Origin of the sequence: Hymenobacter norwichensis DSM 15439 (assembly GCF_000420705.1) — a bacterium.
Lineage (GTDB): Bacteria > Bacteroidota > Bacteroidia > Cytophagales > Hymenobacteraceae > Hymenobacter > Hymenobacter norwichensis.
The window spans coordinates 549,963-567,369 of record NZ_ATVL01000008.1 but is presented as its reverse complement, the minus strand read 5'-3'; the positions used below and the strand labels follow the sequence as shown (position 1 = coordinate 567,369).

The window sequence follows — 17,407 nt, the reverse complement described above, 5'->3', positions numbered from 1 at the left end:
CCTTCCACTCATGAAACAATTACTAACTCTTCTGGCTGGTCTGTTCCTTTTGGCGGGCTGCGAAACAGACAACTTCGATCCGCCCAAGTCGCAACTGACTGGCCGGGTAATCTATCAGGATGATGCTGTGGGCGTGCGCATGCAAGGTGTACAACTGGAGCTGTGGCAGCGCGGCTATGCCTTTTTCAACAAGATTCCGCTAAACGTAGCTCAGGATGGTAGTTTCTCGGCCACGCTGTTCGATGGTACCTACAAGCTGACGCGCCTCCGTGATAATGGCCCCTGGATGAACAACACGGATAGCATCACTGTGGAGGTGCGCGGCAATACCGTCGTGGACGTACCAGTGCAACCTTACTTTGTGGTGCGCAACGCTACATTCAACAAGTCGGGCAACGTGGTAACGGCTAGCTGCCAGGTTAGCCAGGCCACCACCGGCCGCAATATTGAGTCGGTGACCATGTTCGTGAATACCACGCAGTTTGTGGATACCAACAACAGCCTGGTTGGGCGCGACAATAAAACCGGTACGGCGCTGAGCAACCTGAGTCAGCCGCTGAACTTCTCATTCACGCTGCCCTCCAATGTGCGTAGTGTTTGTTACGTGCGCATTGGTGTAAAAACGCAAGGCGTAGGCGAACTGTATTACTCGCCGGTGCAAAAGATAATGCTCTAAGCATCGGGCATAAGGATACAAAAACAGGCGGCCAGTGGCCGCCTGTTTTTGTTTGTGGATAGAACCACAAAGGCAGATTTTACGCCGTCCGCACCTGTCCGTTGCCGCGCACTAGCCACTTGTAGCTGGTAAGCTCTTCCAGGCCCATGGGGCCGCGGGCGTGCAGCTTCTGGGTGCTGATGCCGATTTCGGCGCCGAGGCCAAACTGACCGCCGTCGGTGAAGGCGGTGGAGGCGTTGGCGTACACGGCGGCGGCATCTACGCTATTAAGAAACCGCTCAATGTGCGCGGCGTCTTCGGAAATAATAGCTTCGCTGTGCTTGGAACTATGGGCCATGATATGAGCCAAGGCTTCATCAAGGCCACCAACAGTTTTGATGGCCATTTTCAGCGACAAAAACTCGGTGCCGAAGTGCTCAGGCTGAGCGGGCTGCAAAAGCTGGCTGGGATAGAGGCCGCGCAACGCTGCGTAGGCGGGCTCGTCGGCGTAGATGGTTACACCGGCTTGCGCTAGCGGAGCCGCCAAGGTAGGCAGGTCAATCAGGCGGGCTTCGTGGAGCAGCATGCAGTCCAGGGAGTTGCAGACGCTCACGCGGCGGGTTTTGGCATTAGCGATGATGGCGCGGCCCTTGGCTAGGTCGGCCGTTTCATCGAAGTAGGTGTGCACGATGCCCGCGCCGGTTTCAATAACTGGGACTTTGGCATTTTTGCGCACGTACTCAATCAGCCCCTGGCTGCCGCGGGGAATCAGCACGTCCACGTAGCCGACGGCCTGGAGCAGGGCCTCGGTGGCTTGGCGGTCGGGGGGGAGCAGGCTGGCGCAGTAGGGCAGCAAGTCGTGGCGGCAGAGGACTTCGTGAATTACGGAGATGATGGCCTCGTTGGAGAAGCTGGCGTCGGAACCGCCTTTGAGCAGACAGGCATTGCCAGTTTTTAGGCATAGCGCTACCACGTCGAAGGTTACGTTGGGGCGGGCTTCGTAGATGATGCCGACCACGCCGAGCGGCACTCGCACTTTGGAAATCTGGAGGCCGTTGGGCATCTCTTTTTTCAGCAGCACCGTGCCCAGCGGGGAGGGCAGGGCGGCTACGCTTTCCATGTCCTGCGCAATGCCTTCGAGGCGGGCCTTGGTGAGTTGTAGCCGGTCGTAGTTGGGGTTGTCAGGGGCCATATGGGCCAGGTCCTTGGCGTTTTCGCTGAGTAGAAACGGCGTTTGCGCCAGGATAGCTCCGGCCAAATCGAGCAAAAGCGTATTCACCTTGGCCGGCGTGAGCAAGCCGAGGGTACGGCTGGCTACCTGGGTGGCTCGGAAGCTGGCTTGTAAATCCATAGCGGGGAAAAGTGGAAGAAGCTGCGGTAGTGTAGTTTGTATTCTTGATAATAACCAGAACGTCATGCAGAGCATGTGGCGCATCAAGCGAGATGCTTCGTCCCTGGCTTGATGCGCCACATGCTCTGCATGACGTTCTGGTTAGTTAACGCGTGCCTACTTAGCTGATTTCCGTACTTAGAAACAGGTAATCGTAGTGCACCAGGGGCTTCTGGTGTTGGAGGCCGAGGCGCTCCAGGGCTTTGTCGGCGCCGTATTCGGCTATGCCTAGCCCTATGGTTTTGCCGGCGTCGTCGAGCAGCTTGATGATGTCGCCCTTCTGGAACGTGCCCACGATGCCCAACAAGCCCACCGGCAACAAACTAATTGCTTTGCCGGGCGTGGTGAGAGCCGCTTTGGCACCCGCGTTGAGCTGCACGGCGCCCTTGGCGGCCGGTTCGGCGTGCGCCAGCCACTTCTTTTTGCGCGACGCGGTGCGGTTGGCCACAAACTTGGTGCTGACCACGTCTTCGCTCAGAATGCGCGGCAGGATGTTTTCGGTTTTACCGTTGGCAATGTGCACCGCTATGCCCAGTTGCGCCACTTTGTTGGCCATGTGGCACTTGGTAATCATGCCGCCACGCCCGAACTGGGAACGTTGCGTTGTCACGAAACCGGAGAAGCTGGTGGTGCTGGGCTCGATGACGGGAATCAGCTGGGCGCCGGGCGCTTTCGGGTCGCCGTCGTAAATGCCGTCCACGTTGCTGAGAATCAGCAGCGCGTCGGCATCGAGCATGGAGGCGACTAGGCCGGCCAGTTCGTCGTTGTCGGTGAACATCAGCTCGGTCACGGAAATAACGTCGTTTTCGTTGACCACCGGGATGATGTTGTTCTGGAGCAGCGCCTGAAAGCAGTTCTGCATGTTCAGGTAGTGCTGCCGGTCGCGGAAGTCCTCCTTGGTTACGAGCACCTGCGCGCACACCAGCTCGTGCTGCCCGAATAGCTCGGCGTAGGTAGCCAGCAGCTTCACTTGGCCTACGGCGGCCAGCAACTGGCGGTTGCTTACAGCGTCGGCTTTATCGGACACCTGTACCAAGCTGCGCCCCGCTGCCACCGCCCCCGACGACACCACAATTACTTCTTTGCCCGCTTTTTTAAGCGCGGCAATCTGGTCGACTAAGTGCTGGATGCGGGCTTGATCGGGGAGGCCATTTTCCTGCGTGAGGACGTTGGAACCGATTTTAACGATGATTCTCTGGTAAGCAAGCGCCATATTACTGGTGGTTTCTGCGCTGTTAAGGTAGGCACAGAATGCAACCACCACCTTCACCTTTTCCACGTTACCTGCTTATGCGCCGTTTAGGAAGCCTACTCTGGGGCCTGCTGCTGGTCGTGCTTGGGGCTAGTACCTGTGAGCAAACTGCTACGCACCAACAAACTGCTACGCACCAAACGGTTGCTTCTGCCGGCGCTGTTTCCTCTCAACCCAGCCCCATTATGAAAGCCGATCCAAAGCAGCTGCACGCCGACGTTGAGTTTCTGACCACGCTGCAACCCGCCCGCCATTACCGCAACCTGAAGTCGCTTAAACAGGCCGCCGATTATATAAAAGCCGCTTTCGAGAAGCTGCCTGATGGCCACATAGAAGAGCAAACCTTCAAGGCCGACGGCCGGCAGTACCGCAACATCATTGTGTGGTTTGGGCCCGCCGATGCGCCGCGCCTGGTGGTCGGTGCCCACTACGACGTATGCGGCGACCAGCCCGGCGCCGACGACAACGCCAGCGCCGTGGCCGGCCTGCTGGAAACGGCCCGCCTGCTGCAACAGCACGGCTCGAACCCAAAGTACCGGGTGGAACTGGTGGCGTACCCCAACGAGGAGCCGCCTTACTTCGCTACCGAGTACATGGGCAGCGCCGTGCACGCCAAGTCGCTGCACGATGCCAAGGTGCCGGTGCGGGCCATGCTGTGCTACGAAATGATTGGCTACTTCCGCGACGAGCCCGGCTCCCAGCGGTTCCCGAACGAGCAACTGGCCGCGCTCTACCCCAACACCGGCAACTTCATAATAGCCGTGGGCCGCACGGGGCAGGAGCGCTTCACCCAACAAGTGCAGGAACTGATGAAGACCAAGGCCGACATCGACGTTCAGCGCATCAATCTGCCCATCGAAATGGGCTTGGCCAGCCTATCCGACCACCGTAACTACTGGAAATACGGCTACGAGGCCCTGATGATCAACGACACGTCGTTCCTGCGCAACCCCAACTATCACCTCCCCTCCGACACCATCGACACGCTGGATTTCAAGCGCATGGCCGAAGTGGTAAACGGCGTGTACGCGGCTATATTGGGGTTATAGGGTTTCAACTCTTGACTTCCTTACTCAATGAGCCGAGTACAACTAACTATACTATCTGGACAGTAAGCAAACACAAACACAATTTTCCTCAACGCCACTAGGCCGTCATGCAGAGCGCAGCGAAGCATCTCGCGTGCTGACATTGTAGCCAGAAACCAAACGATTCAAGCGAGATGCTTCGCTGTGCTCTGCATGACGGCCTTTTAGCTGAAGAGTACTTGCATAATGGTTATTCTTCACGTGTCCAAGCACAAGCTATACAAACAGAGAGGCCCGCTGATTATTCAGCGGGCCTCTCTGTTTAGGGGTTAGTTTTTACTTTTCATTGCGCACATCAGGCAAAGGAGCTGAGGTTTACAGAAGCTCCTCTTCCAAGTCTTCCGGTTCGTCGGCCGCTGATGCAGTAGCGAAACGGCCTTTGAAGCGGGCGTACAGGGCATTCACGGCTAGCAGCAGCAACCCCATCAGGATGAAGACGATGGCGCGGGTGATGGTGCCGCTCTGCTTCAAGTCATATAGGCCCAGCCGAGCTAAACACGCCACGAGGCCCACCAGTGACGCATAGCGTAGGTCTTGCCGGCGCAGCATTAGGCTACTGATGAAGGCAGCCATTACTTCCAGCATCAGCAACACCGTCAGCACCGAGTGGTCGAAAGACTGGACCAGCAGTACCATAAGCGCCACGAATGAGGGGTAGAGCAGGGTGGGAACCAGTACCGGCCAGGTCAGCTGACCGAGTGCAGCCAGCGGGGCCAGCCACGCCGGCCAATACGCCTCGTCGCGGGCCAGCGGCGGCTTGTTGAAGGCCACGGCGGCATACACGAACAGCAGCGCTACGGTACTGGCCGCAACCAGCCAACGGGCCGTCAGGAGTTGGCCTGGCGCTATGTAGGTTAGGGCCACGTAGCTGCTCCAGAGCACAGCCGCCCCGAAGAAGAACACGCCGTACACTTGTAGGCGCCGGAGCCGGTAGGGGAGTTGCTGTCCGCCCAAGGTGAGCAGCAACGCCGCAGCTATCCAGAGCAAAGATTGCCATTCCGTTGCCACTTCCCACCAGAGGGTAAACGCCGAGAAAAGCAGGGCCAATTCCGGCAGGATGGGTTGCAGATATTGGGTGGAACGATACAGCGGCTCGGTGGTAGGCAGCCGTTGCCACGAAAAACCAGCTAGCGCCAGTACCAGCGCCGCCGCGGTGAAACGACGGGCCGGCAAGCCCAGTAGCAACTCAGTAGAGCTGGCTGCCAGCAAGTCGAAGTGGCCGAACAAGGCCAGCGTAAGCAGGGCGTAGGTGAGGTGCAGCAGGAACCGGTCGGGGTGGCCGTGGCGGGCCAGGGCTTCAGCGGAAGCGAAGCGCTGCCGCACCACGTAGGCCGTGGTGGCAGCTGCTGCGGCCAGGAGTATCCACAGCAATACGGGTACGGCTTCGGTATGAGGGGCAAAGGCCGCCCAAACGGTGACTGTGGCGTGCAAACCCAGCAAATACAGCCACGGCCAGCGCACATGCTGCTGTCGGCCTTCCCACCAAGAGCAGAACAGCCCAGCCCCCGACAGCAGCAGCAACGGCAGCAAGTAGCCTAGTACCAAGAACGGTTGAAACAGCTTGCCAATCGGGAGAACGTGGCTCCATTGTAGCCCGTGGTAGCCTACGCTCAGCAATAGCAACCCCAGCCACAAGCCCGGTACGGCTACGTATTTGCGCAACAGCAGGAGCGTAGCCCCAAGCCCGGCTAGAGCCCAACCGGCCCACGTATGCTCGTACACCAAGCCACTCGCCGCCAGCAACAGCAGGCCCGCCAACGTACCCAACACCCGCAACCGATACAGCGGATTGTAGGAAAGGGGTACTGCATCGAGCACCGGGGCTTGCCAGCGGTGGAGCAACATTTGAGCGCCTACCGTGGCCAGCGCTGCCCCCGTTAGCAGCAACGCCCGCAACGTGTCGGGTAGCAAGCCCGGACTGGTTCGGTACACCAGCGGCGCCAATCCGGCGGCCAAAGCCAGCGAACAGTAGAACAGCACTCGGTACACTAGCCACTCTTGGTAGCGGGCTAGCAGGAGCGTGAGGGCCAGGGCTTCCAAATAGAGCAGTGTGAGCGTGACGGGCCAGGAGAGGCCAGCCTCATGTAAGCCTAGGATGGCTACGGTGAGCAGCAACTGCCCAAGCAACAGGTGCAGCGGCCGGAACCAGCCAGGGGTGCCGCGCATCCACCAGGCCAACCCGAATAAGCCGCCTGCCGTAGCTGCCGCGCCTCCAATTAGGGCCGATACCGGGGGCGTATTCATGCCGAATAGCGCCTGCGTCAGTAACAGCGTCGCACCCACATATAATACACCAGTCAGGACCCGTAGGCCAGCGTGCAGGCTCCGGTCGTTGGGGTCGAAGAGCAGGCCCGCCAACTGAGGCAGGCGACCCACCAAGTGCAGCACAACGGAACTGCCGAAGGCGGGAACCAGCAGCAACAGGATGTTGCGGTGCAGTTCGGGGCCGGTGAGATGCAGCATCAGCGTGGTAGTAGCCAGCAGGAGCCAACCCCCGCTGAGCACGGTAGCTACCAGCATGGTGCGGTAGGCGGGTAGTTCGTTGCTGCGGCCGAAGAGGCCGGCTAGCAGCAGACTTTCCAGGTATAGCACCATCGCCACGGCAGGCCTTACCAACCCCAACTTATGAAACCCCAGAACAGCCACTAGCAGCAACGCCTGACCGCACAGTAGATGCATGGTTCGGAACCAACCTTTGGTGTCACGCAGCCACCACGCCACCCCAAACAGCAGGCCTGCCGCCGCGGCCGTGCCGCCTAGCAGCCCAGCTACCGGGGGCTTCGGAACCCCAAACAACGCCTGCACCAACAACGCCGCGCCGCCCAGGTACAACGCCCCAACCAAGCCGCTGAAGCCTCGGTAGAGTTCCTGCCCGCGGATATCATCTTGGTTGTCGAGCAGCCCTTGCCGTTCCACTAAGCGGTGGTAGCCCGCGCCCAGCCAACCGGCCAGCAGCAGCAAAAAGGCATTGCGGTGCAGCTCAGTGGGGGTGTAAGTGTTGATTTGTGAAACGTTCAGAATCAAGAGCCCTACGCCAGCCAGCATGGCCCCGGCCGAAGCCACTTGGAATACCACCGTTTCCCGCTCGCGAGCCATGATGAAAGCCACCAACAGCGTTTCGAGCAGCATAAAGAGCAGCACCAGCGTACCTGTCGCGTGCCAGCCTTGCAAAGAGAAGGCCGCGAACAAACCCAGCATCAAGGAAATAATACTGTCGGTGCGGAACAGCCACCGGATACCGAGCTGCCGCGCTTGCCGGGCCACCCAGAACGTGAGCAAGGCACCCAAGCCAAGCGGAATAGTTTTCCAGGGTGAGCCGGTGCTGTATTGGTATAGATTGATGCCTAGGCAGGTCCAGTTGAGCAGGTGGGCCACAAATAGCAGCACATCGAACCGCACGCTGGCGTACACCTTCCGGTACTGCACCACGGCCGCTGCCACGCCTACCAGCAGCACCAGCGCCATTGCACCCAGCCGCACCAAATTAGAGGGCGGCGCCAGTGATACTAGAGAATAATGCCAGTACTGATGGAAAACGAAAAAGCTGACGATACTCAACAGCAGCTGGTATTTCCAGCGCTGCCGGTATGTAATGGCAACACTGAACGCCGTCACGCCCGCTGCCGAGGCCAACGTCAGCAAATCATGCGGCAATACAGCCAGGGCCACCAAACTCAACACTCCGTGCAACGTGGCTACCGATTCGCGGCTGGCGTCCCAGGCCAGCCATAGGTTGGCCGCCACGCCGGCTAGCAGCAGCACGTAGCTAAACGGAGCTTGCACCCATTGCAAGCCGGGCACACTCACGGCCCCCACGCAGGCAAACAGAAACACCGCCGCTGCGCTGCTTTGCAGCCATACGTGCAGCTGGGCCGCAAATGGCTTGGCCCGCAGGTAATGATGAGCGCCGAGCAGGGCCGCGGCAAAAGCGGTAATCATGCCGAAGCGGGCGGGTGCGCTAACCCGCAGCGCCGTATACACCCCCAGAAACCCAATGCCCGTCACGAGCACCACGGCTCCGAGGATACCGGTCCAGTTGTCGAGAAAAAGCTGTTCAACTCGGTCCCACCACGTGGGGCCCGCCGGGGCAACTGCTACGGGCGCGGGAATGGAACGCGGGGCTTGGCGCTGCGCAATGGCTGGTGCCGGCACTGGCCGGGGCGCAGGAGCAGAAGGAGCCTTGGGGATAACCGGAGTGAGAGCTTCGGTAGGGGTAGGAACTGGTGCTAGGGCAGTTAATTCGGGTTCGGTGGCGAGAGGTGCGGCCAGCGGCGCCGGCGTTGGAGTGGGTTCTGATGTTGGTGCCACGGACGCAGCAGGTTCTGTTGCAGCAGGCTCTACTGCGGGAGTTGCTACTGCGGGAGCCTCTATTGGCGGCTCTACCACTGGCGGTGCCTGAGCGGCAGTAGCTGGTGGCGGAGAAGCGGCGGTTTCTGGCCGATACCATTCCAGCGCAGACGGAGGGGCTACTACTGTCGGGGGAGGGGCAACTGGTGCGGGCGTTTCGACCTCCTGCGGCGGCTCGGGGTGAGGACTGGCTTTGAGCTGTTGCAACTCCTGGCGCAGGCGTTCCACTGTCAGGGAAAGGGCGAGGTGCTCGTCTTCGCGCTTTTGTAGGCGCTGACTTAGCTCCCGCACGTGTTTGGTAAAGGCCTGATACAGCAGGCCGCCAACAATGGCAGCCAGCATCAGCAGGGTGGTTTCCATACCGGTAATGGTTAAGAATAAAACACAAAGTGGCTGCCGTCAAGCAACCGATAATAGCGCAGGGTAGGCGCGGCGGATAGCGTAATAGCGGCGGCCAACACCCTGCAATAGCATAGGGACCGGAACTTACAGATTGTTATTTGTATACCACACAAGTTAATGACAAAATTTTGTACAAAATATACGAATAGCCTCTTTCAATCCCCTCAATCCTTGTTTCAGGCAACACCAACCAAGCTGGCATTGAGGGGAGTTGTATCAACAGGGTAGTAGGTACTCATTCAATATTATATACTTGGAAGGAGGCCCAGGGCTATTAGGCAGCACAAATAGGATGTGTGTTGTTGCCATCCAAGCAAGTGGCAACGGTAACAAAAACGCGAGCCTCCTATTTAGGAAACTCGCGTTTGAATGGACTTGTGAAACGGGTGCAGCGCTAATACGCAAACATCACGCGGCGGAAGAACTTCACTCTAAATAAAATCAGCCAACAAACTAGGCCCGCCACTACCCCTGCTGTATTGAGTAGCACATCGTCGATGTCGGGTATGCCTATCTGAAAAAGATATTGGGTTAGCTCTATGGCAATGCTGAGGCCTGCTCCAATCAGGATAACCGTGTATTTGTTGGTGATTCTGAAAAGAATTATCAAGATGAACGGCAGCGGCATAAACAATGCTACGTTACCAAACAGATTGGTGAAGAAGTCCCATTGGCCCTTTGGGGGCATGTAGTGCAGCTGGTGGTAGCCCTGGATAGTGTGAATAAAAGGCACCAGGTTCAGAAAATCATCGTGCCAGACAAGTTGCTCCCTTCTCCTGGCGAAGAAAACGATGTACGTGAGTAGTGAGAAGTAAACTATGGAGAGCAACCATTTTAATGCTTTCATTCATTCGTTTTTAGGTGTCAATAGCAGATAACAGGTGGATATACGGTAGCCAGATAGCACTTTCAGAACGCAAAATTACATTGATAATCCTTTAGGTTCTGCTGACCTGCTTGGGCAGTAGCTAGATGATGTCCCACACGAAGAACAACTACAACCAACACTCGAGCCAGCTTTTAGTAGCCAACCACTGTAGCTCTTATAGCCTCAGCCCCCAGAGTGTTATACGTCTTTTCGAGAACTAACGGTCGTTAGTACTTTAGGCGTGAAAGAGTTAATTGTGAATCATTGTAAGGATATGGTATTAATTTTTAGGGGGTAAATGTAAAATATATAGCAATTGTCTCTATTTTGCCCCTCGAAAAGCAGGTGTAAACGAGAAATACTGTATGGATTCTGTTTCTAAGAGGCTAACTAGCTTAAGTATGTTTTCCTTGGTGGCGCTTGTGGTTGCAACCGCCGTAGCTGCCTTTGTGGACGTACCACACCCAGCGGCTGCCGCCGGCTCCATCAACGCTGCCGATGTAGCCTGGATGCTGACAGCTACGGCACTGGTACTACTTATGACTCCTGGCTTGTCGTTTTTCTACGGTGGTATGGTGCGACCCAAAAACGTTATCAGCACCATGCTGCAAAGCTTCGTGGCTATGGGCGTTATAACGGTGCTCTTCTACTTCGTGGGTTTCTCGCTGGCTTACGGCGACTCTTGGCACGGGCTAATTGGCAACCCCTTTACGTTTGCCATGCTGCGCAACGTGGGTACGGCGCCAAATCCGGCATTTGCTGCCACCATTCCGTTCGTGCTCTACTTCGCGTTTCAGTTGAAGTTTGCCATCATCACCCCGGCCCTGATTACCGGCTCGTTTGCCGAGCGGGTACGCTTTAAGGGCTATTTGGCCTTTATGGTGCTCTTTAGCTTGCTGATTTACTGTCCGTTGGCTCACTGGACCTGGCATCCTGAAGGTTTCCTGCACAAGTGGGGAGTCCTCGACTTCGCTGGTGGTACCGTGGTACACATTTCGGCGGGGGTAGCGGCGCTGGCGGGCGCTACGGTGCTCGGCCGCCGGGCCACGCACCTCACCAATACCGTTTTCTCGACCCCAAACGTGCCCTACGTATTGCTGGGTACGGGTTTGCTGTGGTTTGGCTGGTTCGGCTTCAATGCTGGTTCGGCGCTGGGAGCCAATGAATTGGCTGTGTCGGCTTTCGTGAACACCAACTTGGCTTCCGGTGCGGCGCTGGTGGCCTGGATGTTGGCCGACCTAGTGCGGGGTGGCAAACCAACGGCCATGGGCGTGTGCATTGGGGCCGTGGTAGGGCTGGTGGCCATTACGCCGGCCGCTGGCTACGTTACCTACGGCCAAAGCCTGCTGATTGGGGTAGTTGGCAGCCTCATCAGCTATGCCGCCGTGCATTGGCAGAACAGCCGCACCACCATCGACGATACGCTGGATGTGTTTCCTTGCCACGGGCTGGGTGGCATCGTGGGGATGCTGCTTACCGGCGTCTTTGCCGATAAAGTGGGCTTGGTACACGGGTCGGTCACTGTGTTTGGCTACCACTTGCTCGGACTGCTGATTGTGGTAGCATATTCCTTTATAGGCTCTTGGTTGCTGCTCAAACTCACCGATCGGGTGTTTGGCCTGCGCGTGAAGCCACAAGAAGAACGGCTGGGCCTCGACCTGAGCCAGCACGAAGAGTCCACCTACCATATTGATGAAGATTTCGAGCGCACCTACCGCAAAGAACTGGTAAAGGAAAGCGTGTAAGTACCCCTGCGCGCAGTAGTATCTGAGGAGTGAGTACAGCGCCAGGGTAGTTGACCAAGGAGTATTTGTGGGAGAAAAAGCCGCCAGATGGGGGACCTGGCGGCTTTTTCATGTCTGGGTGGTGAGGTGATTAGGTAGTGAACTTGATGTTCTGTTCCCGCGAATGGCGTCGGCAGAATACCGAACTCACTACCATCTTACTGTCAATCCATCTTGCTCAGGAAAAAGGAAACCAGGAAACCGACCACCGTAATTAGGCCGGTAAAATTGTGGGCCGTTTCAAAGGCTTCCGGAATCATGGTATCGGCAATCATAGCCAGTACTGCGCCGGCCGATACGGCCATGGTGGCTGCTACTACCTCGTCGGAGAAGCCGCTGAACAACGTGTAGCCCACCAGCGACGACACACCCGAAATCAAGGCAATTCCGGCCCATAGTAGAAACACGTAACGAGCCGAGCGCCCCGCTTTCTTCATGCCCGCCGCACTGGAAAGGCCTTCGGGTAGGTTGGAAAGGAAAATAGCCACTACGGCTACCATGCTCACTGCCCCACCAGCCAGCATGCTTAGCCCAATCACAATACTTTCCGGAATGCCATCGAGCAAGGCCCCAATGGCCAGCGCCAACCCATTGTCGTCGCCTGATTCGTTGCCGCTGGTTTCGCCCTGTTGCACCGCCGTGCGCTCTTGGTTTTGGTGCTCGCCGGAGCGTTTGCGGTGCTTGGCGCCGTACCGGGCTAGCATCCAGTTGGCTAGCGTATAGGCCGCTGCACCACCTACAAAGCCGAGGGCTGTGGCTGGAAGTCCGCCTTTGCGGTAGGCTTCTTCCATCAGCTCCAAAGAAAGGGTAGAAATCAGTACGCCGCTGCCAAAAGCCATAACGGCCGCAATAAGCCGCTGGGGTACCTTCGCAAAGTATCCCAAGGCCGCTCCTACCAGCAGCGCCGACCCCGATACTAGTCCCCAGAAACCTGCTACTGCCCAAGTAGGAAACGCCATAACTTATAGATTACCCAGCCAAAGCAGCTGTGCCCGCTTATACGAGCAGTGCCACTAAAGTTGCGGGTTCTTTCCCTGGAGGTAGTCAAAAGCTGCAATTGGCGGCTGGCGTGCGTGCTGTTGCTGAGGTTACGGCCTGAATCTTAACCGGGGTTAGCTACTGCTTGCTGCACTATAGCTAGTACAGCAGCTTCGTCTAGGCCGCTTATTTCCACTTTCTTAAATGGGGCCGTGTGGCCGCTTACCAGCGTTACGGCTGTTCTGCTTACCCCAAACACCTGTGCTAAGTAGGCCAGCAAGCAAATGTTAGCCTTGCCATCCTGCGCCGGGGCCTTCAAACGCACCGTTAGAGTACCATCGGGTGCAACCAAAAGCTGGTTGGCGCGGGCGTTGGGCTTGGCTTTAAGGTGCAGAAAAACAGGCACTGCGCGGGTAGATTCTGAGCTGAGGTAATAACCATAGCGCCTTGGCTACGCGGGGTCGTTGTAGGCGTCGTACACGTTCCAGGCCCAGATAACGAAGGGCACAACGAACGTCCAAGCTAGCAGAAAGCCTACCACGCCACCCACGGCCCAAATTAAAAAGGCTTTCAGAATCTGGCCCTTAATGAGCTGCCCCAAACCAGGGATAAAAAACGAGAGCAAAGCGGGCACGCCATAGGTCTGCTTCATGACAATAAGAGAATAACAGGTTGGAAATGAAAATCTGGAGTACATACGTAGCCACCAACTTTTCGCTCATTGCCAGCGGCGGCAATTGCGCCAGTTGCTTTATAAGTCGGTCAGCTAGTAGCTATCTAACCCGCTCCTGCCCGAAGGGGCACTGGTCGAGTACCACGCACCGGCCGCAGGCAGGCGTGTGGAAGTAGCAACACTTTTGCCCATGATACATGAACGCCTCGTGGTGGTCGTACACTTGCTGGGCATCCCAATCGGGTGGCAATAAGGCTTCGAGCAACGCATGCGCGGCTCCTTCACCTACCTTCGGGCCAATGAGGCCTAACCGTTGCGCTACCCGATGATGGTGGCTGTCAACGGGCATAGCAGCAATGCGTAGCTTGCTGAAAAGCAGCACCGCGGCGCTGGTTTTAGGCCCAACCCCCGATATGGATTCCAGCCAGGCCCGCGCCTCTTTCACCGATTTATCGGCCAGAAATGCCAGGTCGCAGGGGCCACCGCATCGCTCACTTATCTCGCGCAGCACGGCTTGGATACGCGGCGCTTTCTGCTCGGGCCAAGTGCAGGGGCTAATAGCAGCTTGCACTTCCTCGGTAGGCGCATCGCGCACCAAATCCCAGGTGGGAAAGCGAGCCACCAATTGCTGATAAGCGCGGTGCGAATCTTGGTTGCGGGTGCGGTGCGAAAGCAAGGCGCTGACCAACTCGCTTAGCGGGTCTTTGGTGCTGAAGAATCGAAATGGAGCCCCGTATTCAGTGCACAAACGGGCATGAACCAGCAACGCCTTTTCTTGGCGGCTCTCGAAAGAGGCTTCAGGGGCTTTTATAGTAGGCACAACCTTAGCTACGCAAGGATACAGTGTTGGTTGATGCGCGGTAGCTGATACTTGTTGGTTGAGGTTGATGTTTTGGCTAACCGCTAACAGCCAACAGGTATCAATCAACAATCAATCACCACCTCACACCTCGTCTCGCCAAATGGCTACCACTGGTTCCTCGTCGCCCACTATATAGGCGCGGCGCATCACATTGCAGTTACACTCCAACGCAATGTTGCCTTGTATGTCGATGCCAATAATACCCTTATCGCCCTGTAAATCGTCGTTGCGCAGGTTGATGGCCTCACGGCAGGCTTCCGCAATAGCTAAGCCTTTGTACTTCACTAGCGCATACACTTCGTGAGCCAGCGCGCCGCGCAAAATCACTTCACCGTCGCCGGTGCAGGAGGCCGCGCAGGCGTCGTTGCTGGCGTAGCTGCCGCCACCCAGCACCGGACTGTCGCCGATGCGGCCTTTGAGTTGCCCCTCAATACCGCCGGTGCTAGTGGCCACGGCTACGTTGCCATGCTGGTCGAGGGCCACGGCCCCTACAGTGTCTTGCTGCCGCGGCCCGGCTTGCTGCTGAACAATTTCCAGCCACTGCTTGCGCGTTTTTTTCACTTCAAAGTAATCGGGCGAGGCCATTTCTAGGCCTTCGCGCAATGCAAACTCCACGGCTCCTTCCCCGGCCAAATACACGTGCTGGCCTTTATCGAGCACGGCGCGCGCTAGCCGGATGGGGTTCTTCACGTACCTGACGCTGTTTACGGCTCCGGCTTTTAGGTTCCGGCCGTCCATGATGCTGGCATCCATTTGCACCTCGCCTTGTAAGTTGAGGCTGCTACCCCGCCCGGCGTTGAAATGCTCGTTGTCTTCGAGGCTACTAACGGCAGCTTGCACGGCATCGAGGGCGGTGCCGCCGTGGTGCAGAATAGCCCAGCCTGCCTGCACCGCTTGGCGTAGGCCCTCCCGCTGTTGCGCTTCTTCCTCTGGCGTTAGCTCGCCGGGTTTCATTGTTACGGCCCCGCCGTGTATCACAATGGCATACTTGCTCATAAGGTGAGGGCTCCTCAAGAATGGATGTATAGGCTGTCAGCAAAAAGCCTCAGCCCCACGCCAGATACTAGCGCAAAGACTGAGGCCGTTTTCAATTGAGCTACTCCCATGATGAGCAGCTATGCGAGTACAACGCGCTGCTTAGGTGAATAAGGCCGAAGAAGCTACTACAAAGTTGCGGGCAATACTCTTCACCGTAGCGGCATCTAGCGGCTCATCGAAGGCTTCGGAAGCAGCAGCGGGCGTGATACCAGCCGTGTTGGTAGTGATGTCAACGCCAGCATGCGTGGTGTTGCTTTCGGCGGGGAAGAAGATAGCCGTAGGCGCGCCCGTAGCCGGGTTGCCAGCATTGTATGTTGGAGCTGTAGAAGGGGTGGTGCTCGGTGAAGGTCCACCACCGTCAGTACCTGAAATCCAGCTCTTAGGCCGGCCGGTTTTGCCGCTGAGGTTGTTCAGGTCGCCAGCAATTGTAGTAGCACCTTGGCCACTCTGGCCAGCGGCTAAGCCGCGGCGCACTGTGCGCACGTGCGACGAGTGCCGAGCTTCTACAGAGTGAATGTTGAGAGCCGCTTCCAGCAGGTCTTTATTTGGCATCAGGGTAGGGGCGCCACCTTTGTAAGCGCGTACTCCGGTATCCACAAAGGCCTGCGACGAGCCCAAGAACAAGGCATAATCATTTACTAGGGCCGCTGCAAAAGGACCATTACCAGGACCTTTCGCACCGCTATAGTCAAAGGCGGCACGGGTAGGATCGGCAATTGCCTGGGAGCCTAGTGCCTCACGTAGCACCTTGATGTGGCCAGATTCGTCGTTACGAATCTTCACGAATGCGGGCTGGTCGGCAGGTGGAATCAAGCCAGTTGCTTTCAGACCACTGTCATAGAAGTAGTATTCTAAGTATTCCAAGCTCAGTGCCAGGTTCAGCACCGCCACGATGTCAGGCGACAGGTTGGAGGTTTGGCCGTAGGCGCGTTGGAAAATGCCGCTTACCAAGCCGGGTAGCACAGCAGCCGTTACAGCTTTGCCAGCCAGGCCGAAATGCTTGAATACACGCCGGCGCGAATCGAGACGGTCATAAATTTCAGGGTCAACCTTCTCGATTTCGGTGATAATTTTAAATAAATCCATGGGAGGAAAGACGATTTGGACGTGGAGGAATAGCCGCGGCTAGATTAGTTGAAGCTCTTGGCGCTAAGCTTGGAGCCTTCTTTCAAATACTGATTGGCCGCTTCCAGCACCTCTGAGGGCTTCTTCGACTTTTCTTTGCCCGTGCCCTCGCCAGCACCCGGAGCCGAGGTAGCGGAGGTCGGCGTGAACAGGTCTACCACGTCGCTATCTACGAAGCTGTTGTAGTTGCGTAAGTCACGGATAAGAGCCGCGTGGCGCGCTTCCACCGACACAATTTTGCCGGCAATAACTAGGTTGGCAGCCGACTCGATATAACGCCCAGCGCCGTTGTAAGCGGCCACACCCAAATCCTCAAACGTCTGGGCGGCCCGCAGTACCTCGTCCCGGCTGTCGAAGTTGATAGCACCAAATTCAGGTTCCAGCGCCTTAATAGCACTACCACCCAGGGCTGCCTTAAAGAAGTTGGCGTGCGCCAGTTCATGCAAAGCTAAATCGTCGAGGATCTGTTTTTCGGCAGCATTGGCGCCGGCATAGTACTGGCCAGTTTTCACCCGCGCATAGAAGGCAGCTTCCAGTTGCTCAAGCGCATAGGCGTAGTTCAGTACGCCCGTGTCGCCGGAGCCAACATCAAGGCGGTTGTCGTCTTCGCTGTCATCGTCGCAGCCAGCTAGTACGAGGCCGGTGAGCGCAACGCCAGCTCCAGTGTAACGCAGAAAGGAGCGACGGGAAGTGGAAGTCAGCTTATCGGCTGACTCCGGAGGAAGGAGAAGCTTGGTCATAGTAAATAGGTACATCAGATGTGAAACATGACTGATGTACGGCCCCCTCTATGGCCTTTGCTTCGGAATGAAGAGTAATTACGTGTTTGTTGGTACGGAATTACGTGTTTACTACGATAGGCGATTATGTTTTGTATTTTGTGTATAAAATTTATGCTTCGTAATTTTATAAGAGCACGTTGAAATGTTCTAGTCGTTACACAAT

14 protein-coding genes are annotated in these 17,407 nt (G+C 57.0%); 3 read left to right on the top strand and 11 right to left on the bottom strand.

Going from position 1 to position 17,407, the window contains the following annotated elements:
- Positions 1–10: 10 nt before the first annotated feature.
- Positions 11–676, top strand: coding sequence for a DUF3823 domain-containing protein (locus tag G536_RS0113435; protein WP_022824118.1), 666 nt, complete (start codon positions 11–13; stop codon positions 674–676).
- Between the two features lie 79 nt (positions 677–755).
- On the opposite strand, the gene G536_RS0113430 is transcribed toward G536_RS0113435, so the two are convergent.
- Positions 756–2,006 (bottom strand): glutamate-5-semialdehyde dehydrogenase, encoded by a 1,251-nt coding sequence (locus G536_RS0113430; protein WP_022824117.1) that lies wholly within the window; start codon positions 2,004–2,006, stop codon positions 756–758.
- A 160-nt stretch (positions 2,007–2,166) separates the two neighbouring features.
- Complete coding sequence (gene proB, locus G536_RS0113425) at positions 2,167–3,258, bottom strand: glutamate 5-kinase (protein ID WP_022824116.1); 1,092 nt, start codon at positions 3,256–3,258, stop codon at positions 2,167–2,169.
- Between the two features lie 77 nt (positions 3,259–3,335).
- Here proB and G536_RS0113420 point away from each other — a divergent pair, with 77 nt between their 5' ends.
- Positions 3,336–4,346 (top strand): M28 family peptidase, encoded by a 1,011-nt coding sequence (locus G536_RS0113420; RefSeq protein ID WP_022824115.1) that lies wholly within the window; start codon positions 3,336–3,338, stop codon positions 4,344–4,346.
- A gap of 354 nt (positions 4,347–4,700) precedes the next feature.
- Here G536_RS0113420 and G536_RS30675 read toward each other — a convergent pair whose 3' ends face one another.
- Both G536_RS30675 and G536_RS27770 read right to left on the bottom strand, forming a co-directional pair.
- Positions 4,701–9,092 (bottom strand): DUF2339 domain-containing protein, encoded by a 4,392-nt coding sequence (locus tag G536_RS30675; RefSeq protein WP_022824114.1) that lies wholly within the window; start codon positions 9,090–9,092, stop codon positions 4,701–4,703.
- Positions 9,093–9,528: 436 nt separating this feature from the next.
- Positions 9,529–9,981 carry a VanZ family protein gene (locus tag G536_RS27770; RefSeq protein ID WP_022824113.1) on the bottom strand — a complete coding sequence of 151 codons (453 nt, stop codon included), beginning with the start codon at positions 9,979–9,981 and terminating at the stop codon, positions 9,529–9,531.
- A 386-nt stretch (positions 9,982–10,367) separates the two neighbouring features.
- Between G536_RS27770 and G536_RS27765 the strand changes: the two genes are divergently transcribed.
- Positions 10,368–11,747 carry an ammonium transporter gene (locus tag G536_RS27765; protein ID WP_425402137.1) on the top strand — a complete coding sequence of 460 codons (1,380 nt, stop codon included), beginning with the start codon at positions 10,368–10,370 and terminating at the stop codon, positions 11,745–11,747.
- A gap of 203 nt (positions 11,748–11,950) precedes the next feature.
- On the opposite strand, the gene G536_RS0113400 is transcribed toward G536_RS27765, so the two are convergent.
- From G536_RS0113400 to G536_RS0113370, 7 genes are all read right to left on the bottom strand, one after another.
- Positions 11,951–12,745 carry a ZIP family metal transporter gene (locus tag G536_RS0113400; protein ID WP_022824111.1) on the bottom strand — a complete coding sequence of 265 codons (795 nt, stop codon included), beginning with the start codon at positions 12,743–12,745 and terminating at the stop codon, positions 11,951–11,953.
- Positions 12,746–12,888: 143 nt separating this feature from the next.
- Complete coding sequence (locus G536_RS27760) at positions 12,889–13,170, bottom strand: DUF167 domain-containing protein (RefSeq protein WP_022824110.1); 282 nt, start codon at positions 13,168–13,170, stop codon at positions 12,889–12,891.
- 45 nt (positions 13,171–13,215) lie between these two features.
- Entirely contained in the window at positions 13,216–13,416 is a 201-nt protein-coding gene (locus tag G536_RS0113390) for a hypothetical protein (protein WP_022824109.1), read from the bottom strand.
- A 121-nt stretch (positions 13,417–13,537) separates the two neighbouring features.
- Entirely contained in the window at positions 13,538–14,257 is a 720-nt protein-coding gene (locus G536_RS0113385) for an endonuclease III domain-containing protein (protein ID WP_245575820.1), read from the bottom strand.
- A 123-nt stretch (positions 14,258–14,380) separates the two neighbouring features.
- The gene (locus G536_RS0113380; RefSeq protein ID WP_022824107.1) at positions 14,381–15,295 is read right to left on the bottom strand and encodes an isoaspartyl peptidase/L-asparaginase family protein; all 915 of its coding nucleotides are present in this window, start codon (positions 15,293–15,295) and stop codon (positions 14,381–14,383) included.
- A gap of 141 nt (positions 15,296–15,436) precedes the next feature.
- Positions 15,437–16,423, bottom strand: coding sequence for a ferritin-like domain-containing protein (locus G536_RS0113375; protein ID WP_022824106.1), 987 nt, complete (start codon positions 16,421–16,423; stop codon positions 15,437–15,439).
- A 44-nt stretch (positions 16,424–16,467) separates the two neighbouring features.
- On the bottom strand, positions 16,468–17,202 hold the full coding sequence (locus G536_RS0113370) for a ferritin-like domain-containing protein (RefSeq protein ID WP_022824105.1): 735 nt from the start codon (positions 17,200–17,202) through the stop codon (positions 16,468–16,470).
- Positions 17,203–17,407 lie beyond the last annotated feature (205 nt).